Annotated in this window: 23 protein-coding genes; 10 read left to right on the plus strand and 13 right to left on the minus strand. The window is 73.2% G+C overall.

Annotated elements, in window-relative coordinates; all coding sequences use genetic code 11:
• Positions 1-46: 46 nt before the first annotated feature.
• Together ACK2IS_RS08310 and ACK2IS_RS08315 are read right to left on the minus strand one after the other, a co-directional pair.
• On the minus strand, positions 47-2,221 hold the full coding sequence (locus ACK2IS_RS08310) for a SulP family inorganic anion transporter (protein WP_409482873.1): 2,175 nt from the start codon (positions 2,219-2,221) through the stop codon (positions 47-49).
• A 347-nt stretch (positions 2,222-2,568) separates the two neighbouring features.
• Positions 2,569-2,895, minus strand: a complete 327-nt coding sequence (locus ACK2IS_RS08315; protein WP_409482874.1) for a hypothetical protein — start codon at positions 2,893-2,895, stop codon at positions 2,569-2,571.
• Between the two features lie 95 nt (positions 2,896-2,990).
• Here ACK2IS_RS08315 and ACK2IS_RS08320 point away from each other — a divergent pair, with 95 nt between their 5' ends.
• From ACK2IS_RS08320 to ACK2IS_RS08335, 4 genes are all read left to right on the plus strand, one after another.
• Entirely contained in the window at positions 2,991-4,019 is a 1,029-nt protein-coding gene (locus ACK2IS_RS08320; RefSeq protein WP_409482875.1) for a hypothetical protein, read from the plus strand.
• A gap of 132 nt (positions 4,020-4,151) precedes the next feature.
• On the plus strand, positions 4,152-4,799 hold the full coding sequence (locus tag ACK2IS_RS08325) for a methyltransferase domain-containing protein (protein ID WP_409482876.1): 648 nt from the start codon (positions 4,152-4,154) through the stop codon (positions 4,797-4,799).
• A complete protein-coding gene (locus ACK2IS_RS08330) occupies positions 4,799-5,707 on the plus strand; it encodes an aminoglycoside phosphotransferase family protein (protein WP_409482877.1) in 909 nt (302 codons plus the stop codon). Before ACK2IS_RS08325 ends, ACK2IS_RS08330 begins: the two co-directional genes overlap by 1 nt.
• 235 nt (positions 5,708-5,942) lie before the next feature.
• Complete coding sequence (locus ACK2IS_RS08335) at positions 5,943-6,374, plus strand: class I SAM-dependent methyltransferase (RefSeq protein WP_409482878.1); 432 nt, start codon at positions 5,943-5,945, stop codon at positions 6,372-6,374.
• Positions 6,375-6,489: 115 nt separating this feature from the next.
• Here the strand turns inward: ACK2IS_RS08335 and ACK2IS_RS08340 are convergent, their stop codons facing one another.
• The 5 genes from ACK2IS_RS08340 to ACK2IS_RS08360 form a co-directional block, all read right to left on the minus strand.
• Positions 6,490-6,729: a hypothetical protein gene (locus ACK2IS_RS08340; protein WP_409482879.1), complete on the minus strand. Its 240-nt coding sequence runs from the start codon at positions 6,727-6,729 to the stop codon at positions 6,490-6,492.
• 71 nt (positions 6,730-6,800) lie between these two features.
• Complete coding sequence (locus tag ACK2IS_RS08345) at positions 6,801-7,304, minus strand: GNAT family N-acetyltransferase (protein WP_409482880.1); 504 nt, start codon at positions 7,302-7,304, stop codon at positions 6,801-6,803.
• Positions 7,301-8,611, minus strand: coding sequence for a CoA transferase (locus tag ACK2IS_RS08350; RefSeq protein WP_409482881.1), 1,311 nt, complete (start codon positions 8,609-8,611; stop codon positions 7,301-7,303). Before ACK2IS_RS08350 ends, ACK2IS_RS08345 begins: the two co-directional genes overlap by 4 nt.
• 81 nt (positions 8,612-8,692) lie before the next feature.
• The gene (locus tag ACK2IS_RS08355) at positions 8,693-9,511 is read right to left on the minus strand and encodes a hypothetical protein (RefSeq protein WP_409482882.1); all 819 of its coding nucleotides are present in this window, start codon (positions 9,509-9,511) and stop codon (positions 8,693-8,695) included.
• Positions 9,512-9,551: 40 nt separating this feature from the next.
• The gene (locus ACK2IS_RS08360) at positions 9,552-9,908 is read right to left on the minus strand and encodes a YciI family protein (protein WP_409482883.1); all 357 of its coding nucleotides are present in this window, start codon (positions 9,906-9,908) and stop codon (positions 9,552-9,554) included.
• Positions 9,909-10,387: 479 nt separating this feature from the next.
• Between ACK2IS_RS08360 and ACK2IS_RS08365 the strand changes: the two genes are divergently transcribed.
• Both ACK2IS_RS08365 and ACK2IS_RS08370 read left to right on the plus strand, forming a co-directional pair.
• On the plus strand, positions 10,388-11,602 hold the full coding sequence (locus ACK2IS_RS08365; protein ID WP_409482884.1) for an IS110 family transposase: 1,215 nt from the start codon (positions 10,388-10,390) through the stop codon (positions 11,600-11,602).
• A 39-nt stretch (positions 11,603-11,641) separates the two neighbouring features.
• Positions 11,642-12,493, plus strand: a complete 852-nt coding sequence (locus tag ACK2IS_RS08370; protein ID WP_409482885.1) for an ABC transporter ATP-binding protein — start codon at positions 11,642-11,644, stop codon at positions 12,491-12,493.
• 53 nt (positions 12,494-12,546) lie between these two features.
• Here ACK2IS_RS08370 and ACK2IS_RS08375 read toward each other — a convergent pair whose 3' ends face one another.
• On the minus strand, positions 12,547-13,329 hold the full coding sequence (locus tag ACK2IS_RS08375; protein ID WP_409482886.1) for a class I SAM-dependent methyltransferase: 783 nt from the start codon (positions 13,327-13,329) through the stop codon (positions 12,547-12,549).
• Positions 13,326-14,138, minus strand: a complete 813-nt coding sequence (locus ACK2IS_RS08380) for an SURF1 family protein (protein WP_409482887.1) — start codon at positions 14,136-14,138, stop codon at positions 13,326-13,328. The genes ACK2IS_RS08375 and ACK2IS_RS08380 overlap by 4 nt, the downstream gene beginning before the upstream one ends.
• 65 nt (positions 14,139-14,203) lie before the next feature.
• Here ACK2IS_RS08380 and moaA point away from each other — a divergent pair, with 65 nt between their 5' ends.
• Positions 14,204-15,241, plus strand: coding sequence for a GTP 3',8-cyclase MoaA (gene moaA, locus ACK2IS_RS08385; RefSeq protein WP_409482888.1), 1,038 nt, complete (start codon positions 14,204-14,206; stop codon positions 15,239-15,241).
• Between the two features lie 38 nt (positions 15,242-15,279).
• Here the strand turns inward: moaA and ACK2IS_RS08390 are convergent, their stop codons facing one another.
• Positions 15,280-15,501 (minus strand): hypothetical protein, encoded by a 222-nt coding sequence (locus ACK2IS_RS08390; RefSeq protein ID WP_409482889.1) that lies wholly within the window; start codon positions 15,499-15,501, stop codon positions 15,280-15,282.
• Positions 15,498-15,863 (minus strand): DUF3099 domain-containing protein, encoded by a 366-nt coding sequence (locus ACK2IS_RS08395; RefSeq protein WP_409482890.1) that lies wholly within the window; start codon positions 15,861-15,863, stop codon positions 15,498-15,500. The genes ACK2IS_RS08390 and ACK2IS_RS08395 overlap by 4 nt, the downstream gene beginning before the upstream one ends.
• A gap of 91 nt (positions 15,864-15,954) precedes the next feature.
• On the opposite strand from ACK2IS_RS08395, the gene fabG reads away from it, so the two are divergent.
• Positions 15,955-16,680, plus strand: coding sequence for a 3-oxoacyl-ACP reductase FabG (gene fabG / locus ACK2IS_RS08400; protein ID WP_409482891.1), 726 nt, complete (start codon positions 15,955-15,957; stop codon positions 16,678-16,680).
• Between the two features lie 32 nt (positions 16,681-16,712).
• Positions 16,713-17,474 carry an enoyl-ACP reductase FabI gene (gene fabI, locus ACK2IS_RS08405; RefSeq protein ID WP_409482892.1) on the plus strand — a complete coding sequence of 254 codons (762 nt, stop codon included), beginning with the start codon at positions 16,713-16,715 and terminating at the stop codon, positions 17,472-17,474.
• Between the two features lie 218 nt (positions 17,475-17,692).
• On the opposite strand, the gene ACK2IS_RS08410 is transcribed toward fabI, so the two are convergent.
• Positions 17,693-19,432, minus strand: coding sequence for an ABC-F family ATP-binding cassette domain-containing protein (locus ACK2IS_RS08410; protein ID WP_409482893.1), 1,740 nt, complete (start codon positions 19,430-19,432; stop codon positions 17,693-17,695).
• 204 nt (positions 19,433-19,636) lie between these two features.
• On the opposite strand from ACK2IS_RS08410, the gene ACK2IS_RS08415 reads away from it, so the two are divergent.
• The gene (locus tag ACK2IS_RS08415; RefSeq protein WP_409482894.1) at positions 19,637-21,865 is read left to right on the plus strand and encodes a tetratricopeptide repeat protein; all 2,229 of its coding nucleotides are present in this window, start codon (positions 19,637-19,639) and stop codon (positions 21,863-21,865) included.
• A 250-nt stretch (positions 21,866-22,115) separates the two neighbouring features.
• On the opposite strand, the gene cphA is transcribed toward ACK2IS_RS08415, so the two are convergent.
• Positions 22,116-24,947: a cyanophycin synthetase gene (cphA, locus tag ACK2IS_RS08420; RefSeq protein ID WP_409482895.1), complete on the minus strand. Its 2,832-nt coding sequence runs from the start codon at positions 24,945-24,947 to the stop codon at positions 22,116-22,118.
• Positions 24,948-25,040 lie beyond the last annotated feature (93 nt).

Below are 25,040 nucleotides of genomic sequence, written 5' to 3' on the forward strand. Positions count from 1 at the left end.
CCTCTGTGCAGGCCCGCCCCCCTAGGCGACGTCGGGCCTCGTGGGATCAGTCCGCCGTCACCTTCGCTCCGGAGTCGGAGACCACGTGCGCGGTCGCCTCGCCGATGTCGAAGTAGAGACCGATGACCCGCAAGCCCTCGGCAGTCTGCACCACCGGGTGCCGGCGCAGGTTGTCCATCTGGATCATCACGTTGTGACGAGCGAGGTCGTCCACCGACATGGTGCCGCTGCGCACGGCCTCCGCCGCGCGGTCGAGGTCTGCGCCCACGGAGTGCAGCCAGTGCTCCAGCGCTCTCAGGCCAGGCGGCAGCTCGGGATAGGCGATGGCCTGCATCGCCCCGCAGGACGAGTGTCCGCAGACGACGACCTCCCGGACCCGCAGGACGGAGACGGCGTACTCGACCGCTGCGGCGACGGAGGATCCGGTGGGCGGGATCACGCCGCCCTCCCATCGGGGGACGATGTTGCCGATGGAGCGCACCACGAACAGATCCCCCGGGCCGCTGGCGGTGATCAGGTGGGGGAGGACCCGGGAGTCGCAGCAGGTGATGAACAGCGTCGTGGGGGATTGCGCCTGGGCGAGCTCGGCCAGCGGCCCCACGGCGTGCGCCCGTTCCGCGTGGAACGCGTCGACCCCGGCGAGGACGGGAGAGTCGGACGCGCGGTGCCCTCGGTGCCACCAGGCGCGGACACGCTCGCGCACCGTCCCGGTGTGGGGCTCACGGTGCACGATCGGCTCACCCGCCTGTGCCTGAGAGAGCCAAGGAGTCCCGACCTCCTCGATCGCGACCTCGCCACCGGAGCCGCGATGTCCGGCGATCCAGTCCTCGAGCACCGTGATGGCGGCGTGGTCGAGGTACTCCACGTCGATGACGACGCGGGCTCGCCCGCCAGGAGGCACCTGCTGGAGGCCGGAGACCAGGGCCGGCACGGTGAGGAAGCCGATGGATCCGCGGATCCGCACCACCCACTCCCCGCCCTTGGTCTGTGTCGTGACACCGTGCCAGCTGGCCCGACGCCGCAACAACCAGAAGGCCACCAGGAGACCCAGGACCACACCCTCGACGAGATTGAGGAGGACCACGCCACCCAGCGTCGCCAGATAGGGCCACAGGTCACGGTGCGCCGACAGCTCTCGCACGTGGGCGAGATTCACGAGCTTGGCGCCCACGTGGATGAGCAGACCGGCAAGCGCCGCCAGGGGGATCTGCTCGACCGCGGAAGCCAGCACGACGGAGCAGACAAGCACCCAGACGCCGTGCAGGACGGCCGAGGCTCGAGTACGGCCACCCGCGAGGGCGTTCGTGGAGCTGCGCACGATCACGCCGGTGACCGGGAGCCCGCCGAGGGCTCCGCACACGGCGTTGGCCGACCCTTGACCCACGAGCTCGCGCCCGAGGTCGACGCGAGGTCCGTCGTGGAGGCGGTCCACGGCCACCGCGGACAGCAGGGACTCGATGCTGGCCAGCAGGGCGACGGTGAAGACGGCCACGACGACCTCGGCCGGGTCCACCCCGCTCAGGCGGGGGACGAAGGCCACGTCCAGGATGTTCTCCGGGAGGGTCGGTCGGGGCACGTCGAGGCCCAGGACCACAGCCATCGCGGTCGTGAGGCCGACCGCGACCAGGGGACCGGGAAGCAGCTTGAGCCGACTGGGCAGTCGGTCCCACAGGACCAGGACGGTGATGGTGGCCACACCCAGAGCCGCGGCCTGTCCATGGGTGCGCGACAGAGCACCCGGGAGCGCAAGGATGTTGTCCAGCGGGGTGGACCGGCCGGTCTGGCCGAGCAGCACGTGACTCTGACTGAGGCAGATGGAGACCCCGATGCCGGCGAGCATGCCGTGGACCACGGCCGGTGGGATGGCCAGCGCGTAGCGCGCCATACCTGTGAGCCCCAGGAGGATCTGCACCACTCCTGCGCCCAGGGTCACCGCGGCGACGACGGGCCATCCGTGCTCGGCCACCAGGCCCGCCACGACCACCACCATCCCCGCGGCCGGCCCGCTGACCTGCAGCTGTGACCCTCCTAGGAGTCCGGCGACGATGCCGCCGACAGCGGCGGACAGGAGACCCGCTGCGATCGGCGCCCCGGAAGCCACCGCGATGCCGAGCGAGAGAGGAACGGCGACGAGGAAGACGACGAAGGAGGCGGGCAGGTCGTACCGCAGCACGGCCCGCCATCCGGCAAAACGGGGAGAGAGAAGAGGGGAGGAGTCCATGGGTCCGTTCTTCGAGACGAGACGAGATGGATCAGATCACCGGCCGCAGCGGCGGGAGGCCAGGGCCACGGTAATGATCTTCTGCCGCAATCACATTCAGAGACCGGCCGATTACTTAGGTGAACCTATGTTCACAGCGGGATCAGCCCTGATGAGAACAGTCACTGATGCCGTCATGTGATTCTCGTCACGTGCCATGCTTGCCATGAGCTGTCCTGGTCAGCCTCGGCACGGGGAGCCGGAATCGTGGCCCGCGCGGGCGACGAGGGTCGCCCGGAGGCGCCGCGTGATGGCCACCCAGCGAGCCGAGGCAGCCACGCCCTGGGCCGGGTCACCTGCGCGTGGGCTCAGGCGAGCGCACGCCGGAGGAACCCGTCGAGGGTGTCGGTCACCTGGGCGGGGTCCTCCTCGGCGAGGTGGTGGCTGCTGTCGATGCGGGCGCCGGTGAGGGACTCCGACACGAACCGTCGCCACAGGAGCGAGGGGTCGCCATACAGCTGCTCCAGGTCGTCGTGGGCGGTCCAGCCGACGAGGGTCGGGCACCCGATGCTGCGTCCCCGCGCGAGCGCCTCCCGATCATGGGCGACGTCGACACCGAGCCCGGACCGGCCGTGCAGCGTGACCCCGGTCGGCAACGCGTGGTCCCACTCGGCGAGCCCTTGGAAGAAGGCCATGCCGTCGTCCAAGCAGCCGGCATGACGTCCGGCCGGGGTCGGTGCGGTTGACTGGGAGCACGCATGGCCCACGACCGAGGGAGATGGTGAGGGTGATGGGGTGGTTCGGCCGCAGGACACGAGGTGACGCGGCGGAGCGGATAGCGGCCTTCTGGCAGTGGTGGTCGACGACGGCTCCCGAGCTCGAGCGAGAACTGCGATGGGGTGGGAATGACGCCTATCAGCTGCTCCACGAGCGGATCTCGCCGCAGATCGACGCCCTCGACCCCGGTCTCGCCTGGGACGTGGGGCCGGGCCGGGTGAGCAGCCACCTGCTCACCGTGAGCGCGGGTGGCGACCCCTCCTTGCTCCGGGTCGCCCGGCAGTGGCTCGCCACCGCGCCACCTGCGGACGAGCAGTGGGAGTATGCCGACCTCGTGCAGCCCTCGTCCCTCGACCTGATGCTCTCGATCGGGGCGGCCACCATCACCCTCGCCGAGCTGCGGGTGGACACGATCCGCCTCGACACCGGGCTGCACGTCGTCGTCCAGCACCCGGTCCTGGCGCCTCTGGCCGACCACGACCGCCTCGAGATCGCTTGTCTCGCCGTGCAGCTCGCGGTCGGTGAGGAGGCGAGCGCGCTGTGGGTCCGCGGCGTCGACGCCGGCGGGGTCGTCACGAGCACGGCCCGGCCCCTTGCGGACCTGCCGGCCGTCGTCGGCGCGTTGGCGGACGAGCTCAGACCCGGTAGCGAGATGGGCTGGACCCGGGTCGAGATGGACACTCCGGGCGGCCCTGTGAAGGTCGCCTTCCTCAACTCCCTCTCCCCGGTCCAGGCGCCGCTGCTCGACGAGCACGTCACCGTAAGGCTGCCCTTGGGCGATAGCGCCTCGGACCGTGGCCCCGGTTCGGCCACCGAGGAGGCGCTCAACGCGATGGAGCTCGGGCTAACAGGCGCCGTCAGGAACGACGGCCTGCTCGTGTCCGCGCAGACCGACAGCTCGTCGAAGACCCTGCACTACTACGTCGACTCGGCCTCCTCGGCGTCGGCGGACCTTGCCCGCCTCGCGACCGGGTGGCCGCTCGGTCCCGCGCGGGTGCATTCGCGACGTGATCCGGCCTGGAGTGATGTCGGCGTCGGGTGACGCTGTCATCGCCGCCTCCTGTGGCACGGTCCGTGCATGAGCAGGTGGGGCCGGGTGGCCACGTCGCACCGGGAGTCGTTCGCGACCCTGTGCGCAGGAACCCTCTCGAGGCGGACGTGGACATGGATGGCGATGACAGCCGTCGCAGCGCCCACACCGGTCGTGCAGTCGGCGCTGCCCTTGCTGCCCTTCCCCGACGGCACGTTCGACGCGGTTGCTGCCGACTTCGTGGTCGACCACCTGTCCGACCCACGGGCCGGGGTGCAGGAGCTCGCCCGGCTCACCCGCCCCGGTGGAACGCTCGTGGCGACCATCTGGCCGGCAGGCGGATTGGACTGGCAACGCCTCGTCAGCGCCTGCTTCGCGGCGGCGGGCGCGACTGCCTCAGCACCTCGACTTCGAGCGCACCTCAGCCGGACTCGCGGACCTGTGCGCGCAGACGGACCTGAGCGTATGCCGCGCCGAGGACCTCACCTGGCAATGGGTCGTCCCCCGAGGCGCTGTGGGCGGGGATCGCCGGCGGGGTGGCTGGTGCCGGACAGACCTATCTGGCGCAGAGCCCCGGTTACGGGCTCGCTTCGAGGAGGAGTTCCGCACCCGGAGCGACGCCGCCGCGGGCGGCGGCGAGCTCCGGCTGGCTGCTCGTGCGGCCTTGGTCGTCGCGACCCGCTGAGGTGCGGCGATTCCCGAGCCGTGAGGCCCACGGCGGGCGCAGGACCGGGGAGGACGCCGGCCGCCCGACGACATCGGTTGCCGCCCAACCCGTCATCCCTATCGTGATGTCCGTGCAGACTCCCGATGCGGCCCTGGTCACGCTCCTCCTGCGCGAGCAGGCCCCGCACCTGGCCGACCTGCCCGTGCGCGCGAGCGACCAGGCGGGCAGCAGCAACTGGGTCTTCCGGGTCGGGGACGGGCACGCGGTGCGGCTGCCCCGGTCGGACGACTACGTGGCGGACCTGCGCACCGAGACGCGGTGGCTGCCCGTGCTCGCCCCGCACCTGTGCGCGCCGGTCCCGGACGTGGTCCTGGCCGGCGAGCCCACGGTCGCCTTCCCCCGGCCGTGGTCGGTGGTGACCTGGGTGCCCGGCACCGTGCCAGGACGGCTGGACGCGGCCCAGCAGGGCGAGCTGGCCCGCACGCTGGGGGAGTTCGTCGCCAGCCTGCACGCCGTCGACACCGCGGACGTCCCCGCCGGCGCGGAGCACTGGGGCTACCGCTGCGGCGAGCCGGTCACCGACCGGATCGACGCCTGGGTGGCCGAGGCGGCCGCCGAGCTCGCGGACCTCCTCGACCCCGGCGCGGTCCGGCGAGCCTGGCAACGCCTGCGGGACGTGCCGCCCGCCACCGCCGGCCCGTGCTGGGTGCACAGCGACCTGTCCGCAGAGAACGTCCTCGTCGACGCCGACGGGCGCCTGGCCGGGGTGATCGACTTCGGCGCCCTCGGCGTCGGTGACCCGTCGGTCGACCTGCTCTATGCCTGGAGCCTGTTCGACGCCCCGGCCCGGGGGCTCCTGCGGGCGGCCGCGGGGGCGGACGAGGCGACCTGGCTGCGGGCCCGGGCCTGGGCCTTCGTCGGGCCGGGGCTGGTGACGATCGCCTCCTACCGGCATACGCATGCCGGACGCACGCAGCGGCTCCTCACGATGGTCGAGGCCGTGGCCGCCGAGGTCGACATCGCCCTGCGCTGAGGGAGACTGGGGAGGTGCCCCACCACGCCGAGGACCTGACCCGCGCCGCCTACGACCTGGTCGCGGACGTCTACGCCGACCACGTCCCGGGCGCCGAGCCGGAGCAGCCGGTCGAGCTGGCCATGATCGAGCACTTCGTCCGTCTGCTCCCCGAGCCCCGGCGGGTCCTGGACGCCGGCTGCGGCGCCGGACGGATGCTGCCCCACTCGCGGCGCTCGGGTGCGCGCCGGAGGGGATGGACCTGTCGCCGCAGATGGTGCGCCGGGCGCGGCAGGACCACCCCGATCATCCGGTGCGCGTCGGCCGTCTCACCGAGCTGCCCTGGGGGGACGAGGAGTTCGACGGCGTCTTCGCGTGGTACTCCACGATCCACAGCCCCGACGAAGACCTGGACATCATCCTGGGCGAGCTGCGGCGGGTCCTGCGCCGCGGAGGATGCCTCCTCCTGGCCTGGCAGGTGGGGACCGGGTTGCGGCAGGTGGGGGAGGGCTTCCGGGCGCTTGGGTATGACGTCACGATGCGCCGCTGTCACCGCACGCTCGCGACGATGGTCGAGCAGGTCACCCGCCACGACCTGGAGGTGGTCGCCCACCTCGAGCGCGGGCCGGTGGCAGGGGAGTCGGACCCGCAGGCCGTGCTCATCACCCGACGCCACACCACCCGCTGACCGGCTCGGGACACCCCCGTCACCTTGTCGGCAACAACGTTACGAGTCGTTGAGTGCGCAGGAGGGTCGGCCCATGACGACGCCTGGGCGGTTCACCTCGATCACCTCCGCCCGTTCAGTCTCCCCAGCAGCGATGACGACGAGCGGTGCAGGCCCGGCGGTCAGGTCGGGGAGCCCCGGCGGCCCAGGCCCATGTCGTCCCGAGGACGGCGGCGAGCAGCTGCAGTCCCCAGACGCCGTCGGGGCGTAGGGGGTGCGGCGCATAAGGGCCGCCGAACACGTTGGCCAGGGAGTTCGTCAGACCCAGGGATGTCCCGAGAACGCAGGCCGCCAGCAGCCGCGGTATCCCCTTCATGCGCGGAGGCTACTTGCTCGTACTGCGCCGGGGGCAGACCCGCCGTCGTCGGTCCCGGCGCGCCAGATCCCTCAGCCGGCCGGGGGAGGGGCGAAGCCCAGGCTGCGGTAGATCGCCATAGCGGCGGGTGAGGTGCCTTCCCCGACGCGCAGGCTGAGCGCAGCGTCGCCCGACCTGGCGCAGGCCTGGATCGCGTGGGCCATCAGGGCCCGCCCGGCACCGAGCCCGCGTGCCTCCGGGGCCACGAAGAGCTCGATCACGAAGGGTCCGTCGAGCCCCGGGTCCCAGATGGAGCGTTCGACGACCATGATCGCGCCGACGGGGTGGTCGGCGGACCAGGCGGTGGCGCCGGCGTCCGACCTCAGCACGCCATACTCGCCGCGGAAGGTGGCCTCGATCTCCGCCACGGCTTCGTCCATGTCGGCGGCGGCGATCCCGGGCGGATAGCTGGCGAGGTAGAGCGCGGCGAGCGCCGTCGTGGTCGCCGCCTCCAGGGGGCGCAGGGCGACGCGGGGCGGGGGACCGTCCCCGGTCGTCGCGGTCTGCGGGTTCACGCCGAGCAGGTCTGAGGTCATGGGTGGTTCCTTTCGCCGGGATGGTGGGACAGGTCCGGCCCGGCCTCCAGCCCGGCGGTCGTCGCGGCATACCCGCCCACGGGCCGCTCGAGCGTGGCGCCGTCCAGGATCAGCGCGGGCGGGGCCGTCACGACCGGGCCGTATGGCGACGGCACGGCGACCGTGCGGGCCGCGAGCGGGGATGTCGCCTCCGGGGCCGGCGGGGGAGCGGCGAGCAGCTCGCGGGCTGCCCCCAGCAGGCTGATCCGCACGACGCCCGCCCGACCCTGGGCGAGCAGCCGCAGCACCTCGGCCGCCATCCGGTGGCCGGTCGCGTGGTCGAGGGCCTGCACCGGCAACGCCCCCGGCCGCCCGTCCGCCGCTGCGCACACCACCGCGATCCCGGACGCCGCCTGCACGATCGAGTCGAATCCCGCTCGGGCGCCCCACGGTCCGTGCTCGCCCCACGCCGACAGCGACGCCACGACCAGGTGCGGGTGGCGTTCCGTGAGCGCGTCCGGGTCCAGCCCGAACCTCGCCAGCGAGCCGGGCCGATAGTCCAGCAGGACGACGTCGGCATCCGGCAGCAGACGATTGAGGACCTCCGGCCGGGCGGCGAGATCCACGGCGGCCGAGCGCTTTCCCATGGCGGACGCGAGATGCTGGTCGAGCAGCTCGGGACGGCCGGGCGGGTCGAGGCGCAGGACGTCGGCGCCGAGGCAGGCCAGCAGCTGCGAGCAGGTGGGCCCGGCGACGACCCGGGTGAGGTCGAGCACCCGCACCCCGTCGAGGATCTCGTCGGGGGAGGGCGGCAGGGCAGGACGGTCGCCGGTGACGCGGACCGTGGACCAGGGATCGGTGGCGGTCGCCGTCCCGTGCGGATGGGCCGACCACTCCCGCGGGGAGCGCACGGCCACGGCGATCCCGCGCTCGGCCGTGACGACCTGCTCGACGTCCAGAGCGGCCCGTCCGGCGATCACCCCGTGCAGGGCAGCCCGGTCCACCGCGGCCCGGTCACCCAGGCCGAGCGCTCGCCGCAGCGCCGCCGCGTGGTGGGGATAGTTGGCGTGCACCCGCACCCAGCCGTCCGCCGCGGCGAAGAAGCCGGACAGCGGCGCCCACGCCTCGGCAGCCCGTCCGCCGACGCGCAGGTGCTCGATGGCCGCGAACGACGCTGCCACCAGGGAAGTTTCGGTGCCGACGGTCACGCGCAGACCGCGGGCGTCCGCCACCGACTGCGCCGCCCGGCGTGCGTCGGACACCGCCGACCAGGCCAGCCGCTCCACGTCGAGCGGCCCGCCCCACCAGCGTCCCGGCGCCGCGTCCATGCCATGACGGTAGGCGACCGCGCATCCTGGGCGCGAGGCCAACGACGAGCTCGTCAACCCGGCCTACGCCTGGCTGATCGCTCAGAGCCGGGTGCAGACCACGGTGAGGTCGTCGTGCACCTTGATCCCGCGCCGGCGCAGGTCCTCGGCAGCGTTGTCCTCGGCGGCCCGGACCTGCGCCACCAGGTCGGGCACCGCGTCGTCCAGGCAGGCCTGGGTCCAGGCCGCCAGGGTGTGCGTCCCCAGCAGCTCGAAGGCCCGCGTCGCCCCGTCCGAGGCCGCGACCACCCCGAGGACCTGCGAGCGCTTGTGCCGGACCGTGCGGGCCTCGTGCGCGGCCAGCGGGTCGTGGTGGGCGCACCAGAAGCCGCCGGGCACGTTGCGGGTGGCCTCCAGCGCCCAGTGGTGCAGCTCCCGGTCGGTCAGGCCCTCGGGCGCGGGGACGCCGCCCACCGCGCGATCGGCCACCGCCCGGGCCATGACCTCGGCGAGACGGTCGTCGGTGAGCTGCCGGGGCCCGGCGGGGGTGAGCACCACGAGGGAGGCGTCACACAGCACCAGGCCCTCGATCTCGGTGCGGTCCGCGGTGGTGCGCCAGGCCGCAACCGTCGCCGACGGGGAGCCCGCCGCCAGGTCGCAGCTGTCCGCATGCCGGTCCCGGACCTGCGTGATGGCGCGAGCGAGCGCCTCCCGCAGGGGAGCTCGCCGGTCCTGCATCGCCGTCCCGAGCGCGGCGGCCAGGTGGGTCGAGTACCACGCCACCGGGTGCGAGCACCCCGCCAGCAGGTGCGGCGGCAGCCCGGCCCCGTCCACGACGACCACGACCTCGTCGCCGTGCCACGCGGCGTCCTCGTTGGCGCGCTCGGGCGAGCCCGGGCAGCTGTGGACGGTCGTCCTCACCGCGTCAGACCCACAGACCTCGTATGCCGGCAGGGGCGGCTCAGCCGGCGAAGGGACGCACCTCGACCTTGCCGCGGCAGGCCTTGGACCCCTCGGCGGCCAGCGCCAGCGCGGTGTCCAGGTCGGGCGCGGTGATCACCCAGAACCCGCTGATCCGCTCCTCGCCGGGCAGGTAGGGGCCGTCGGTGATCACGGGCTCCGCACCCGTGCCGTCGACGACGTGGGCCTGGGAGGCGGGCAGCAGCCCACCGGCATACAGCCAGTGGCCGCCGGCCTGCAGCCGCTCGTTGAAGGCGCCGGTGTCGGCCAGCGCCTGCTCCATCTCCTCGCGCGACGCGTAGGCGCCGAACTGGTCGTGCTCCGTCATCGAACCGTGGACCGCAAGCAGGAACTCCATGGGCCCGATCCTGTCAGGTGGGAGGTCCCCGGGGCCGGGGTGACGCGGTGCGCCGCGACGGGTTCGCACCTCTCGCGGACATCCGACCTGCCCGCCCCGCCGTTCCAGCACCAGATGGCCGGACCGCGCAGCCGGCACAGGCTTTTCGGACGGGACTAGGGTGACCTCATGGGCAGCGCTGACGCACCTGTTCGTCCGGCCCGGGTGGCCTGGCGAGCGGTCCGTGAGGCGGCGGTCGCCGACCCCGTTACCTTGCTGGTGGCCCCGCGGTGCGGGGTCACGGTCGCCGGGCCCGGCATGACTTACCGCCCCTGTCTCTTCCATGATCCGGGGGGTGTTGTCACCGGGCCTGGTGGCGTCGGTCTGACCGCTGATAGGGACACGGCCCAAGATGAGGTCTCTTCGTAACGTGGGTGCCGGCAGCTGACGCTTCACCACAGCCTGGCGACCGGTCCTGCGATGCAAGGATGGTCACCGTCATGAGCGAGGACATCGGCTACGACATCTGGTGCGGGCTGGACGTTGGCAAGCAAGACCACCACGCCTGCGCCCTGGACTGCGCGGGCAACAAGGTCTTCGACAAGGCCCTACCCCAGGACCAGGCACGGCTGGAAGAACTCTTCACGACCTTGACCGCCCGGGGTCGGGTCCTGGTGATCGTTGACCAGCCCAACACCATCGGCGCCCTGCCGATCGCAGTGGCCCGCTCGATGGGGATCGCGGTCGCGTACCTGCCTGGGCTGGCGATGCGCCGCATCGCCGACCTGCACCCGGGCAACGCCAAGACCGACGCCCGCGATGCGTTCATCATCGCCGACGCTGCCCGCACCATGCCCCACACCCTGCGCCGCGTGGACGTCGGCGAAGAGGCCCTGGCCGAGCTGAAGGTCCTGGTCGGATTCGACGACGACCTCGCCGCCGAAGCCACCCGCCTCAGCAACCGGATCCGTGGCCTGCTCACCCAGTTCCACCCCGCCCTCGAACGAGTCCTCGGACCCAAGATCGCCACCAAGGCCGGCCTGGCCGTCCTGGAACACCTCGGCGGCCCACAAGGCATCACCCGCGCCGGGCGCGCACGCCTGGCACGCGTCATCACCAAGGCCAACCCCCGTGGCGCGGGCGAGCTCACCGACGCGATCATGGCGGCCCTGTCCGAGCAGACCGTGGTCGTGGCCGGCACCACCGCCGGTGAGCAGGTCCTGCCACACCTGGCCGCGACGCTGCGCACAACCCTGGCCCAACGAGCCGATCTGGCCACCCAGGTCGAGAAAGTCCTCGATGCCCACCCTCTTGCCGAGGTCCTGACCTCGATGCCCGGCGTCGGAGTCAGGACAGCAGCCCGGATCCTGCTCGACGTCGGTGACGGCTCGGCCTTCCCCACCGCCGGACACCTCGCCGCGTACGCCGGCCTGGCCCCCGTCACGCGACGCTCCGGCACCAGCATCCGCGGGGAGTTCCCCGCCCGATCAGGCAACAAGCACCTCAAGAGAGCCATGTTCCTATCCGCGTTTGCGGCCCTGCGCTTCGACCCCGTCAGCCGCGCCTACTACGACCGCAAACGCGCCCAAGGCAAGAAGCACAACGCCGCACTCATCTGCCTCGCCCGACGACGCTGCGACGTCCTGCACGCCATGCTCCGCAACCACGAGACCTACCGCGCCCCAGCGCCCGCACCCACGCCCCTCGCCGCTTGACGAAGAACATAGGGACACCCCCCGTCGTTCACCCTCTGGATGACCCTGGCGATCCTCCAGGCCGGGGTCCCCGCGGCGCAGGTGCTCGCCATCCGCGCCCTGTCGGACGACGTGCTCGAGTGCCGGCACGTGACGTTCACCTACCCGGGCGCCGACCGGCCCGCGGTGGCCCACGCGTCCTTCGTCGTCCGGTGCGGCCAGATGGTCGCCCTCGTCGGGCTGAACGGCGCGGGGAAGACCACTCTCGCGAACTGCCTGTCCGGCATCGCCGAACCCACCTCCGGCGAGGTGCTCCTCGACGGCGTGCCCGCCTCCCGCCTGTCGGCCGGACAACGCCTCGGTGCCGTGGCGGTGCTGTCCCAGGACTTCGGACGCTACGAGCTGACGGTGCGCGACGCGGTCTGCCTCGGCAGGTGCGGCGCCGTCACGGACGAGGAGGTATGGCGAGCGCTGCGCACCGCCCGCGCCGAGGAGCTGGTGCGCCGACTGCCCGACGGTCTCGACACCCAGCTCGGCCAGCAGTGGGGCGGCGTCGGCCTGTCCGGTGGCCAGTGGCAGCGCATCGCCCTGGCCCGCGTGGCCCTGCGGGACGCGCCCGTCTGGCTGCTCGACGAGCCCACCAGCTCGGTCGACGCCGAGACCGAGGAGCAGATCTTCGTCGATCTCGGTCGGGAGCGGCACGACCGGATCACCGTCGTCGTCTCCCACCGCGCCTGGACCCTGCGCAGCATGGACCAGATCCTCGTGCTCGACGCGGGACGCGTCGTCGAGCACGGAACCTATCCGGAGCTGATCGCCCGGGGCGGGGTGTTCGCCACGATGTTCCGCTACCAGCAGGACGACGAGGAAGAGCCGACCGGGACGTCCGGCCCCGACCCGGACCCGGCCTGAAACCGGTGGCCTCAGATCCGGGCGCCGCGGACCCGGGCGCCGCGCGAGCTGCGTCAGCGGGTGGCGTCGTCCCGCAGCGGGAAGCGGTGCACCTCGGTCACGTGCGGCAGCCGCACCTCGCGGTCGTCGACGCCGCCGCACCAGCCGTCGACATACGTCCGCACGCGCTCGGCCAGCTCCGCGCGCCGGTCGGGCTCCAGCGCGAGGTAGTAGGACCGGGTGGTGACCAGCTCGGCCAGCGCCCGGGCCGTCGTCACCTGCTCCCACCCGAAGGTCTCGCACTCCCCGGGCGCGAACCACGCCGCCGACACGTCGGCGGCCGACTCGCCGCGCGGCTCGTAGCCGCCCTGCATCGAGTGCATCGTCTGGTTGAGCCCGGCCACCCACGGCACCCGCAGGTCCATGACGTTCCAGATCAGCACCAGGCGCCCACCCGGCCGCAGCACCCGCGCCGCCTCCGCCGAGCCGGGCCCGGGATCGACCCAGTGCCAGGCCTGCCCGTAGGTCACGGCGTCACAGCTCGCGTCCGCCAGCCCCGTCGCCTCTCCCGTGCCCTGCCGGGCGACGACCTGGGGGTATGCCGCGCGCAGCTGCGCGAGCATGTCGGCGCTGGGCTCGACGGCGGTCACCCGATGGCCGAGGTCGAGGAGCACGCCGGTGAGCTTGCCGGTGCCGGCGCCCAGGTCAGCGACGTCGCCGGGGCAGTCACCGACACCCCAGGCGACCGCCTCGGGCGGATAGGTGGGGCGCAGCTCGGCATACCGCTGCCCGCCCTCGGCGAAGGCCGCCCCCAGCCGGGCGCGCTCCTCGGACCGGCCTCGCGGGTGCTCGCTCACTCGTCCTCCTCGTCCCAGATGCGGACCTTCTTGTCCTTGACCGGCCGATCGGGCAGCCCGCCCGCGGCGCGCTGCTCCTCCAGGTGCTCGCGGCGCGCGGCATAGAGCACCATCGCGATCGCGACGAGCCCGAAGAGCCACCACTGCCCGAAGTAGGACATGTTGTTCCAGCCCTGGTCGCGGTCCGGGCCGGGCGGCGCGGCGAGCCCGGTCGCGGGGTCGCCGGCCTTGGTGGCGTTCTCGGCCGCGAGGACGAGGTAGGCGTGGTTGACCGGCCCGCTGATCTGCTCCTGGGCGATGGTGTAGTTGATGGAGGCGAGCTGGCCACGAGCCGGGGCCTTGTCCAGGTCGGTCTCGCCCCAGCGCAGCCAGCCGGTCACCGTGACCGGGCCCGTCGGCGCCGGAGTCACGTCGGGCAGCTGGGCGGCCGCGCCCTTGCCGGCCGCGAGCCAGCCGCGGTCGACGAGCAGCACCGACCCGTCGGTGAGCCGCAGCGGCCACACCACCTCATAGCCGCGCTCGCCGTCGCGCGGACGGTTGCGCACGAGCAGGGGGGCGGCGTCATACCGTCCCTCGGCCCGCACCTGCCGCCACAGGGTCTGGTCGTCGACGCCGGTCGTGGTGGTCGGCAGCAGCTCGCGCAGCGGCACCGCGGGGGCGGCGTAGTTGCGGTCGATCGCATGGACCTTGGCCTGCTTGTGCTCGTACCGACCCAGCTGCCACTGACCGAGCCACACGCAGGCGAGCATGAAGACGAAGGCCCCCGCGAGGGCCCGCAGCCAGCGCGGCTTGCGCAGGGTCTGGATCATCGGACCTGGTGACCGGGGACGGGCAAGGTCCGCAGGGTGAGCTCGCGACGCATACTCTGGAGCCTATGTCTGTTCTCCCGGATCCCCGACCCCGCGGCGCCCTCGTCGACGGTTTCGGCCGGGTCGCCCGGGACCTGCGCGTGTCCGTGACCGACCGCTGCAACCTGCGCTGCACCTACTGCATGCCCGCCGAGGGGCTGCCCTGGATGGCCCGCCCGGAGATGCTCATCGACGACGAGCTGGTGCGCCTGGTGCGGCTGTTCGTCGAGCTGGGGGTCACCAAGGTGCGGCTCACCGGGGGCGAGCCGCTGCTGCGCCGCACCCTGCTCGACGTGGTCCGCCGCATCGCCGCGCTCGAGCCGCGGCCCCAGATCGCCCTCACCTCCAACGGCGTCGGCCTGGCCCGGGTGGCCGCCGACCTCGCCGAGGCCGGGCTGGACCGGGTCAACATCAGCCTGGACACCGTGGACCCCGCGACCTTCCGCGAGCTCACCCGACGTGACCGCCTGGCAGACGTCGAGGCCGGTATGGCGGCCGCTGCCGCGGCAGGGCTGACGCCCCTCAAGGTCAACGCCGTGGCCATGCGCGGGATCAACGACGACGGGGTCGCCGACGTCCTCGCGTGGTGCCTGGAGCACGGCTACTCGCTGCGGTTCATCGAGCAGATGCCGCTGGACGCCCAGCACGGGTGGGAGCGGGCCCGCATGGTCACCGCCGACGAGATCCTTGCCCGGCTCACCGAGCGCTTCGAGCTCGCGCCCGTCCCCGCCGCGGAGCGGGGGAGCAGCCCGGCCGAGCTCTTCGAGGTCGTCGGACGCACCGACCTCGCCGGGCAGCCCGCGACGGTGGGGGTGATCGCCAGCGTCACCCGCCCCTTCTGCGGCGACTGCGACCGCACCCGCCTCACCGCCGACGGCCAGGTGCGCAACTGCCTGTTCTCGATGACCGAGACCGACCTGCGCGGCCCGCTGCGCGACGGCGCCACCGACGACGAGCTGAAGGCGCTGATCACCGGGGAGATGCGGGTCAAGCGACGCGGCCACGGGATCGGCGAGCCCGACTTCCACCAGCCCGACCGCCCGATGTCCGCGATCGGCGGCTGACACGCCGCAGCGCACGCCCGCGGTGGCAGGTGCCGCGGTCACGCGCGGTGCGGCTCGGTCTCCCTCAGGAAACCCCGCATCGACAGGAACTGCGACAACGACTGCCGGTGGTCCTCGCACGCCAGCCACACCTTGCGCCGGTCGGGTGCGTGCAGGCTGGGGTTGCGCCAGCGCAGCTCCCAGGTCCCGTCGGCGCGGCAGCCCCGGGCCGAGCAGCGGTGCGGTTCGCCCGGCGGGGGACCACCCAGGCCTTCCGTCATACCCGCTCGTCCTGCCGGGTCGAGCCGCCCTCGGCGTGGTCGTCGACGATCCGGCCCTCCAGGACCCCCTCGGAGCGCACGCCGATGGCCTTGCGCGAGTGGTCGACCGGCTGCAGCTCGCCCTCGCTGCGGTGGTCGACGGCGTTGGCGAGCACGACCGCGAAGTACGGCAGCACCGCCGCCCCGAGCAGGAAGATCCACCGGATGGGGTGGTCGATGACGTACATCAGGACGAAGCACAGGGTGCGGATGCCCATGGAGAGCAGGTAGCGCCTGACCCGCATGTCCTGGTCCTCGGCCAGCGACCGGCGCGCGGTCGTGACGGTGTGGACCGTCGGGGACGAGACATCGGGAGCGGACACCTGACCAGGGTACGACTCCGCGGTGGGGACTACCGACCGGTAGTCCGATAGCGTCCCCGGGCAGCGCGATCCGACCCCGACGAGGAGCACCATGAGCACCGACCGACCCGAGCCCCGCACCGTCCTCGTGACCGGAGGCAACCGGGGCATCGGGCTCGCGATCGCCCGGGCCTTCGTGGCGCAGGGCGACCAGGTGGTGGTGACCAGCCGCAGCGGGGAGGCGCCCGAGGGCCTGCGGGCGGTGGCCTGCGACGTGACGAGCACCGAGTCGGTCGACGCGGCCTTCGCCGCCGCCGAGCAGATCCTGGGCGGCCCGGTCGAGGTGCTCGTCGCCAACGCCGGCATCACCCAGGACACGCTGCTCATGCGGATGAGCGACGAGGACTTCGACGCCGTGGTCGACACCAACCTCACCGGCGCCTTCCGCTGCGCCCGCCGCGCGTCCACGGGCATGATCCGGCTGCGGCGCGGGCGGATCGTCTTCATCTCCAGCGTCGTCGGCCTCCTCGGCGGCCCCGGCCAGGTCAACTACGCGGCGTCCAAGTCCGGTCTGGTCGGTATGGCGCGCAGCATCACCCGTGAGCTCGGCGGCCGCGGCATCACCGCCAACGTGGTCGCCCCCGGGTTCGTCGAGACCGACATGACCGCTGTCCTGCCGCAGGAGACCGTCGCGGGCTACCGCAAGGCCATCCCCGCCGGCCGGCTCGGCCAGGCCGACGAGGTCGCCGCGGCCGTCACCTTCCTCGCCTCGCCCTTGGCGGCCTACGTCAGCGGGGCCGTCGTCCCCGTCGACGGCGGCCTCGGCATGGGGCACTGACCCTCCCGCCATACCTCGAAAGGACGTGTCCCATGGGCATGCTCGACGGAAAGACCCTCCTGGTCACGGGCGTCCTGATGGACTCCTCCATCGCCTTCCACGTGGCCCGCCACGCCCAGGAGCAGGGCGCCACGGTCATCCTCACGTCCTTCGGGCGGACGATGAAGATCACCCAGACCATCGCCAAGCGGCTACCGCAGACCCCGCCCGTCGTCGAGCTCGACGTCGCCGACCAGTCCCACCTGGACTCCCTCGCCGAGCGGCTGGGTGAGCACACCGACCGTCTCGACGGCGTGCTGCACTCCATCGGGTTCGCGCCGCAGGGGGCCTTCTCCTTCCTGGACGCCACGTGGGAGGACGTGTCGACCGCCGTGCACGTCTCGGCCTACTCGCTGAAGGCGCTGGCCGTGGCGACCGCGCCGTTGATGGAGCAGGGCGGCTCGGTCGTCGGCCTGACCTTCGACGCGAGGTTCGCCTGGCCGGTCTACGACTGGATGGGCGTCGCCAAGGCGGCGTTCGAGTCGGTCAACCGCTACTGCGCGCGCGACCTCGGACCGCAGGGGATCCGCTGCAACCTGGTCGCCGCGGGCCCGATCCGCACCACCGCCGCGAAGTCGATCCCCGGCTTCGAGCAGTTCGAGCGGGTGTGGGACGACCGGGCGCCGCTGGGCTGGGACGTCAGCGACCCCGAGCCCGCCGCCCGCGCGTGCGTGGCCCTGCTGTCCGACTGGTTCCCGGCGACGACCGGCGAGATCGTGCACGTCGACGGCGGCGTGCACGCGATGGGGCAGTAGCCCCCACGTCCAGGGCGACGGGGCGGTATGGCGCCATACCGCCTCGTCGTCATCCCCCCGCACCTCGCGCCCGGCCGGTCAGCCACCCACCCATGCCCGCGTCACTCGGCACCACGCGCTCGCGCTCCTCGGGGCCAGGCTGGCCCCGTGGCGCCGAATCGGGCTCACCGGCAGCGGCCGGGTGGGGCGGGATCCGGGCTGCGGCGGGGTGGGCCGGGTCAGCAGAGGTCGAGCTGCTCGCCCGACCACCCCGCCCGCAGCCACCGGTCGTGGCTGGCGACCACCACCGCGCCCGGGTAGTCCGGCAGCGCCCGTTCGAGCTCGGTGACGAGCAGCAGCGACAGGTGGTTGGTGGGCTCGTCGAGCAGCAGGACGTCGGGCGGGTCGGCCACCAGGACGGCGAGGTCGAGCCGCCGACGCTGCCCGACGCTGAGGGCGACCACGGGCCGGTCCAGGTCACGGCCCGCGACGAGGCCGAGCGCCGAGAGAGGGACCTCCGCGGCGAGCCGGGGGCCCACCGCGGCGGCATACGCCTCCCGCACCGTCGCCCCGTCCGCCCACGACCTGCCGCCGGTGGTCGGACTCGCCTGCTCGACCGAGCCCGGCGGATCCGACCGCCCCGGGTAGGTCGGGTCCTGGCGGAGCAGGCCCACCCGCAGGCGCGTCTCGCCGGTCACCGACCCCGACGTGGGCGCGAGCGCCCCGGCCAGGACGGCGAGCAGCGTGGACTTGCCCGACCCGTTGGCCCCGGTGACCAGCAACCGGGTGCGGGCGCCGAGGGCCAGCGAGACGGGGGCCAGGCGCCCGGCCACCGCCACCTGGCTCGCGACCAGCACCGGGCCGTCCTGCGCCGCCGACCCGGCCTCGCGAAACCCGCGGAACGACAGGGCCGCCGGCGGCCGCCGCACCTGCTCGCGCTCCAGCCGCTCCAGCGCGGTGGCCGCGTCGTTGACCCGCCGGGCGACGACCTTGGCGTTGCGGTCGGCATAGAACTTCTTGGCGCCCCGGCCCTCGGTGCGTGGCCCGCGCTCCGGGTTGCCCACCCGCTGGTCCAGCCGCACCCGCTCCCGCAGCCGCCGCAGCTCGGCCTGCTCGTCGCGGTGCCGCAGCACCCAGCGCGCCCGCTCCTCGCGCCGCCACTGCAGATAGTCCGTATAGCTTCCTCCGAATCGCGTGATGCCATAACCGGATCCGGGCGAGTCCGCGTCGCCCGCCACCACCGCGTGGGCCACCGGTGCCGGGTCCAGGTCGACCAGCACCGTCGCGACCTCGTCGATGAACGCCCGGTCGTGACTGGCCATCACCACCGGCCCCGACCACCCGCGCAGCAGCTCGGCGAGGAGCTCGGTGGCCGCCGCGTCCAGGTGGTTGGTGGGCTCGTCCAGCAGCAGCGTGTCGGGCGCGCGCAGCAGCAGCCACGCCAGGCTGAGCCGCGAGACCTGGCCTCCTGACAGCTCGTTCGCGCGGCGGTCCCGGGGGATCGCCCGCAGCCCGAGCCCCTCGACGACCCGGTCGACGCGGTGGTCGAGGTCCCAGGCGTGGTGCCGCTCGGCCGCCACCAGGGCCGCGTCGAGACGAACCGCCGCCTGCGCGTCGCCGTCCGCCAGGGCCTGCCCCTCCCGCTCGACCAGCGCGGCCAGGGCCCGCACCGGGGCGGTGGCGTCCTCGAGCACCTCGGCGACCGACAGGTGCCGGGGATAGGGCGGCTCCTGGTGATACAGGCCCACGCTGCCGGGAGCCGTCACGACCCCGGTGTCGGGGACCAGCAGGCCCGCCCCGATCCGCAGCAACGTGGACTTGCCGGAGCCGTTCTCCCCGATGAGACCGGCGATCTCGCCGGAGCTGACGACGAGGGAGACGTCCGTCAGGACCCGGCGGTCGGGATAGGAGTGCGAGACCCCGTCCAGGCGCAGGTGGTCGGCGCCGGACGCGGCAGAGGTGTGCAGGGGAGCAGGCATGGGAGGTCTCCGAGACGGTGCGGAGCCACGCGGGGCACAGGGCCGCGGCGCGTGGCGAGGCTCGACGTCAGGAGAGGATCACGAGACCGATCGTAGCCCCCGGCGGGCTGCTCGCCGAGGGGATTTCGGGGGCCACCAGTCCGTATGCCGGGAGGCGGCGCCGGGCAGGCGCCGTCGTGCGGGGCAACCCTTATGGTGGGGCGCATGACTCACGACGCGTCGCCGCCGATCACGGTGACCGAGGTCCGCGTGCTCGAGGGCCCCAACCTCTACTTCCCGCGTCCGGCCGTCAAGGTCGTCCTGGAGGTGCCCGGCGTCCTCGAGCTGCACCGGCCCCGGGCGCGCGCGCTGGCCGCCCGCCTCGGCCTGCGCCAGGCCGACCCCGGACGCGCCCACACCCTCGAACGTCAGCAGGTGGCGCAGCGACTCGTCCGGCGGCTGGTGCGGCGCCTCGCCGCAGGCGCCGGCATACGCGGACTGGCCACCAAGACCCGCCCCGGCAACAGCCCCGAGGAGATCGTCGTCGCCTTCCCGTGGCAACGACGCGGGCGGGGACTCGCCCTGGCCGAGGAGCTCGGCCCGGTCCTGCGCTCCCTGCTCGTCGACGACGAGGACACGGCGGCCGAGCTGCTGGAGGAGGCCGTGGACCGGATCGCGGCCGCGGCGCCGGGGGAGCGGCACACCACCCTCACGCCCAAGGTTCCCGTCGCGTCGATCACCGGCACCAACGGCAAGACCTCGACCACGCGCCTGGTCGCGCACATGGCCATGACGGCGGGCATCCGCACCGGATGGTCCAGCACCTCAGGGGTGTTCGTGCAGGGGGAGCTCGTCGAGGCAGGCGACTTCTCCGGCCCGGCCGGCGCCGCCACCGTCCTCGGCAGTCGTGGGCTCGAGCTCGCCGTCCTGGAGACGGCGCGCGGCGGCATGCTGCTCAAGGGCATGGGCGTCACCCACAACGACGTCTCCGTGGTCACCAACGTCACCGCGGACCACCTCGGCATGCAGGGCATCGACACCGTCGACCAGCTCGCCGAGGTCAAGGCCATCGTCACCAAGGTCACCCGTCCCGGTGGCTGGGCCGTCCTGAACGGCGACGACCCGCGGGTGTGGGCCATGCGCACCGGCACCGAGGCCAAGCCCTGGGCGTTCAGCCTCGACCCCTCCTCCCCGGCCCTGCGCGAGGCCGTCGACGACGGCGGACGCGGCATCACCGTGCTCGACGACGGCATCGCCGTCCTGGACCGCGACGGCCACGTCGACCGGCTCGTCGCCCTCACCGACGTGCCCATGACCATCGCCGGGCTGTCCCGGCACAACACCGCCAACGCGCTGGCCGCCACCGCCACCGCCCTCGGTCTCGGGGTGCCGCGCGAGGCCGTCGTCGAGGGCCTGCGCAGCTTCGCCCCCGACGGGGAGCACAATCCCGGCCGACTCAACTGCTACACCGTCAAGGTCGCCTCCGGCGGCACCGCCACCGTCATCCTGGACATGGCCCACAACGAGGACGGGCTGCAGGCCCTCATCGAGGTCGCCCGCGGACTCACCCGCCCCGGCGCCCGCTTCCACCTCGGGCTCGGCACCGGCGGCGACCGCACCGACGAGATCCTGCAGAGCATGGGCGCCATGGCCGGCTCCAGCGCCGACGTCGTCCACGTGGTCCACAAGGAGCACTACCTGCGCGATCGCACCCGCGAGGACCTCGAGGAGCACCTGCGCATCGGGCTGGCCCGCGTCGGCGTCGCCGAGGTCGACTCCTATCCCGAAGAGCTCGACGGGCTGCAGGGGATCCTCCCGCAGGCCGGGCCCGGCGACGTGGTCGCCATCATGACCCACGCCGACTGGACCGGCCTCGACGCCTGGCTGCGCGACCACGGCGGCCGCCCGGACACCCCCGCCGCCACCCGCGCCAAGGTCCGCCGGGCCCGCGGGGAGCACGAGCACGAGGACGCGCTGCGTGCCCTGCGGGTGGACCCCGAGATGGCCCCCGCCGCCAAGGCCCACCGGGTCGAGGAGCTGCTCGCCGCCACGCCCGACGACGGGCGCCTCCTCTTCGAGCTCGGGACCTACCGCGAGAGCGCCGGCGAGCGCGAGGAGGCCATCGACCTGTTCCACCGCGCCCGTGCTGTCGGCCTCGACGAGCCCCAGGCCACCCGCGCCATCATCAACGAGGCCTCCTCGCTGCAACGGCTCGGCCGGCCCCAGGACGCGATCACGCTGCTCGCCACCGTCGACCCCCGACGGCAGGACACAGGCGCCTACGTCGCGCTGCTCGCCCTCGCCCAGCTCCAGGCCGGTATGCCGGAGGCGGCTGTCGGCAACCTGGTCGAGGCGCTGCTGCGGCGGTCGGTGACCGAGGAGGACGAGTTCTACCGCGACGCGCTGCACCACGGCGTCGAGCAGCTCCGCGCGGCCGCCCCCTCTGCCGTCTGACCGCCATCCGGCTCCCGCCGCGTCACCTCCGCGCAAGCCTTCTGCGCTCCCGGCTCAACACGTGCACGTTCTAGGCGTCAGAACGTGGTTCAACCGCGCTCCCGGCTCACGAAGTGCACGTCTTGCACCCCGCAACGTGCCGCCATCGCGCTCCCGGCTCACGAGGTGCACGTCAGCCGGGCCGCCCAGATGCCGGGAGCGGGCCACCCCCGTCGAGGTGACCCGCTCCCACCAGGCGGTATGCCGCTGCTCAGGCGCGTCCGGCGCCCTCCGGTCCGGCCGCCGCGACCTCGTCGTCCCTGCGCACGAAGTCAGGGTCGTAGGCGGGACCGTCCTGCTCGTTGTCGCCGCGGGAGATGGCCTGCTTGGTGTGCTGCTCGAGCCGCTCCATGACGCCGGCGTGCTTGTCGACGCACAGGACGACGAGGTCGCCGGGGCGGGCGAGCTGCATGGCCCGGTCGGTGGCGACCCTCTCGTCCAGGATGATCTCCACCCTCGTGCAGCGGGCGGCGCCCGCCTCCTGGGCCTGCCGGATGCCCTGGGCGACGAGCTCGGCCTGCTCACCAGGCTCACGCCGTCGCAGGTTGTCGTCGTCGCGCACCAGGAGCGTGTCGAAGTACCTCGCGGCGACCTCGCCGAGCTCGCGGATGTCCTCGTCGCGGCGGTCCCCGGCGGTGGCCACCATGCCGATGCGGCGGACCGGTCCGCGGTGGGCGCGCTCCTGCAGCTGGTCGGCGTACCGCTGGGCGAAGTCACCCAGCATCCGCATGCCGGCCGCGTTGTGACAGTAGTCCACGATCACCTGCGCGCCGCGGACGGTCATCAGGTTCATCCGGCCGGGGGAGAGGTAGTAGGAGGTCGTGAACGTGCGCAGGCCCTGGCGGATCTCTTGCAGCGGCGCGCCGAGGGCGAAGGCCGCCCCCGCGGCCGCCAGGGCGTTGGCGACGTTCATCCGGGCGGTGCCCTCGAAGGTCGAGGGCAGCAGGTGGGTGAAGGCGAGCTGCATGGATCGGCGACCCTGGCGGATGACGATCATCTCGCCGCGCTCGGTCTCCTCCAGCACGACGGCGCGACCACCCCGGCGGCAGTGCTCGTCGATCATGGTGCGCTCCGGCGACCCGGGAGCGGCCAGCGAGAACCACACGATCGAGCCGGAGCACCGCCGGCGCATGGCGCGCACGTGCGGGTCGTCGGCGTTGAGGACGGCGAACCCGTCGCGGGGGACCGCCTCGACGACGACCCGCTTGACCGCGGCGAGCTGCTCGAGGGTGTCGATCCCCTTCATGCCGAGGTGGTCGTTGGCGATGTTGGTGACGACCGCGACCTCGTTGCGGTCGTAGCCGAGACCCTCGCGCAGGATGCCGCCGCGCGCGACCTCCATCACGGCCAGGTCGACGCGCGGGTTCTGCAGCACCATCCGCGCCGACCGCGGACCGGACGCGTCCGCCTTGATGACCAGCCGCTCGTCGATGACGACGCCGTCGGTCGAGGTCATCCCGACCTTGCGTCCCAGCCCCTTGAAGATGTGGGCGATCATCCGGCTCGTGGTGGTCTTGCCGTTGGTGCCGGTGACGGCGATGATCGGCACCCGCGACGGCGATCCGGGAGGGAAGAGCAGGTCCACGACGGGCTTGGCGATGAACTGCGGCTCGCCGATCGTCGGGTGCGTGTGCATCCGGAACCCGGGGGCGGCGTTGACCTCGCAGATCGCTCCGCCGGTCTCGCGCACCGGCTCGGTGATGTCCGCGCAGATGAAGTCGATGCCGGCGACGTCGAGCCCGATGACCCGGGCGGCCTCCTCGGCGATGTCGACGTTGTCGGGGTGGGCGTCCCAGGTGCGGTCGATGGAGATGCCACCGGTGGACATGTTCGCGGTGAGCGCGAGCCTGACCGTCTCGTCGCGGGCCGGGACCGAGTCCATCTCGTGGCCCTGGGCGCGCACCAGCGCGACGGCGGCGTCGTCGACCTTGATCTTGGTGAGCACCTTCTCGTGGCCGACGCCGCGGCGGGGGTCGGCGTTGGTGGCCTCCACCAGCTCGGCCACGGTGTGCTCGCCGTCCCCGACGACGTGGGCGGGGACCCGCTCGGCGATGGCCTGCATCCGGCCACCGATGATCAGGCACCGGTAGTCCTTGCCGGTCACGAACGATTCGACGAGGACCTGACCGCGCCGGGACTCGCGCTCGGCGACGGGGTAGGCGTCGCGCACCGCGGCCTCGTCACGCAGGTCCAGGCAGACACCGCGGCCGTGGTTGCCGTCCAGCGGCTTGACGACGACGGGATAGCCGATGCCGCGGGCCGCCTCGACGGCCGCCTCCACGTCGCCGACCAGCTCGGCCTTCGGCACCGGCAGACCGGCCGACGCGAGCAGCTGCCCGGTCAGGTCCTTGTCGGAGGCGATGTCCACGGCCAGGGCGCTGGTGAGTCCGGTCATCGTTGCCCGGAAGCGCTTGGCGTGCACGCCCTGGCCGAGCTGGACCAGCGAGCCGCGGTTGAGCCGCTGCCAGGGGATGTCGCGGGAGACGGCCTCCTCCAGGATCGCCATCGTGGACGGGCCGAAGGCCTGGCGCTGCGCCACGCGCAGGAAGCCTTCCAGCTCCTCGGCGAAGTCGAAGCCCTCCTCCGCCTGGACGAGGTGGTTGACGAGCCGCACGGCCAGGGCGCACGCGGCGAGGGCGACCGTCTCGTCCAGGTAGCCGAGGATGATGTTGTACTGCCCCCGCCTGCCGCGCACCGACCGGGTCTTCCCACGGCGCAGGTCGTGCCCGGCCTCCTGCTGCAGCTGCAGCGCCACGTGCTCGGTGACGTGGCCGAGCCAGGTGCCGTCGGTCATCCGCGTGACGAAGCCGCCGGGCGTGCCGACCGAGCAGGTGTGGTGCTGCAGGCCGGGGAGCAGCTCCACCAGCCGCTCGGTGAAGCCGGGGAGCAGGTCGGTGGGGTACTCCTCCAGGACGCCGAGGTCGACGACGAGGTGCACGGCCTGGTCGTAGGACCAGACGTTGGGCCCGCGATAGACACGCTGCGAGACGACCCGGAGCTCGGGGCGGGCAGGTGCCGAAGGGGTGGGGCGGGCGCGATCCATCGAGGCCTCCGTGTCGGGTGTGGAGGACCACCGTAGCGCCGCCCGGACCACGCGACCGACCCGCCCGGATCCAGGACGGACCCGTGGCCGGCC

Origin of the sequence: Arsenicicoccus dermatophilus (assembly GCF_046267915.1) — a bacterium.
GTDB lineage: Bacteria > Actinomycetota > Actinomycetes > Actinomycetales > Dermatophilaceae > Arsenicicoccus > Arsenicicoccus dermatophilus_A.

Excerpts from the sequence above, each read along its gene's own strand:
- ACK2IS_RS08330 (WP_409482877.1), top strand. The coding sequence starts at position 4,799 with ATGTCCGTGCAGACTCCCGATGCGGCCCTGGTCACGCTCCTCCTGCGC.
- moaA (WP_409482888.1), top strand. The coding sequence starts at position 14,204 with ATGTCTGTTCTCCCGGATCCCCGACCCCGCGGCGCCCTCGTCGACGGT.
- ACK2IS_RS08380 (WP_409482887.1), bottom strand. The coding sequence starts at position 14,138 with ATGATCCAGACCCTGCGCAAGCCGCGCTGGCTGCGGGCCCTCGCGGGG.
- fabI (WP_409482892.1), top strand. The coding sequence starts at position 16,713 with ATGGGCATGCTCGACGGAAAGACCCTCCTGGTCACGGGCGTCCTGATG.
- ACK2IS_RS08315 (WP_409482874.1), bottom strand. The coding sequence starts at position 2,895 with ATGGCCTTCTTCCAAGGGCTCGCCGAGTGGGACCACGCGTTGCCGACC.
- ACK2IS_RS08360 (WP_409482883.1), bottom strand. The coding sequence starts at position 9,908 with ATGGAGTTCCTGCTTGCGGTCCACGGTTCGATGACGGAGCACGACCAG.
- ACK2IS_RS08340 (WP_409482879.1), bottom strand. The coding sequence starts at position 6,729 with ATGAAGGGGATACCGCGGCTGCTGGCGGCCTGCGTTCTCGGGACATCC.
- ACK2IS_RS08350 (WP_409482881.1), bottom strand. The coding sequence starts at position 8,611 with ATGGACGCGGCGCCGGGACGCTGGTGGGGCGGGCCGCTCGACGTGGAG.
- cphA (WP_409482895.1), bottom strand. The coding sequence starts at position 24,947 with ATGGATCGCGCCCGCCCCACCCCTTCGGCACCTGCCCGCCCCGAGCTC.
- fabG (WP_409482891.1), top strand. The coding sequence starts at position 15,955 with ATGAGCACCGACCGACCCGAGCCCCGCACCGTCCTCGTGACCGGAGGC.
- ACK2IS_RS08365 (WP_409482884.1), top strand. The coding sequence starts at position 10,388 with ATGAGCGAGGACATCGGCTACGACATCTGGTGCGGGCTGGACGTTGGC.
- ACK2IS_RS08335 (WP_409482878.1), top strand. The coding sequence starts at position 5,943 with ATGGACCTGTCGCCGCAGATGGTGCGCCGGGCGCGGCAGGACCACCCC.
- ACK2IS_RS08320 (WP_409482875.1), top strand. The coding sequence starts at position 2,991 with ATGGGGTGGTTCGGCCGCAGGACACGAGGTGACGCGGCGGAGCGGATA.
- ACK2IS_RS08415 (WP_409482894.1), top strand. The coding sequence starts at position 19,637 with ATGACTCACGACGCGTCGCCGCCGATCACGGTGACCGAGGTCCGCGTG.
- ACK2IS_RS08370 (WP_409482885.1), top strand. The coding sequence starts at position 11,642 with ATGACCCTGGCGATCCTCCAGGCCGGGGTCCCCGCGGCGCAGGTGCTC.
- ACK2IS_RS08390 (WP_409482889.1), bottom strand. The coding sequence starts at position 15,501 with ATGACGGAAGGCCTGGGTGGTCCCCCGCCGGGCGAACCGCACCGCTGC.
- ACK2IS_RS08310 (WP_409482873.1), bottom strand. The coding sequence starts at position 2,221 with ATGGACTCCTCCCCTCTTCTCTCTCCCCGTTTTGCCGGATGGCGGGCC.
- ACK2IS_RS08325 (WP_409482876.1), top strand. The coding sequence starts at position 4,152 with ATGACAGCCGTCGCAGCGCCCACACCGGTCGTGCAGTCGGCGCTGCCC.
- ACK2IS_RS08345 (WP_409482880.1), bottom strand. The coding sequence starts at position 7,304 with ATGACCTCAGACCTGCTCGGCGTGAACCCGCAGACCGCGACGACCGGG.
- ACK2IS_RS08410 (WP_409482893.1), bottom strand. The coding sequence starts at position 19,432 with ATGCCTGCTCCCCTGCACACCTCTGCCGCGTCCGGCGCCGACCACCTG.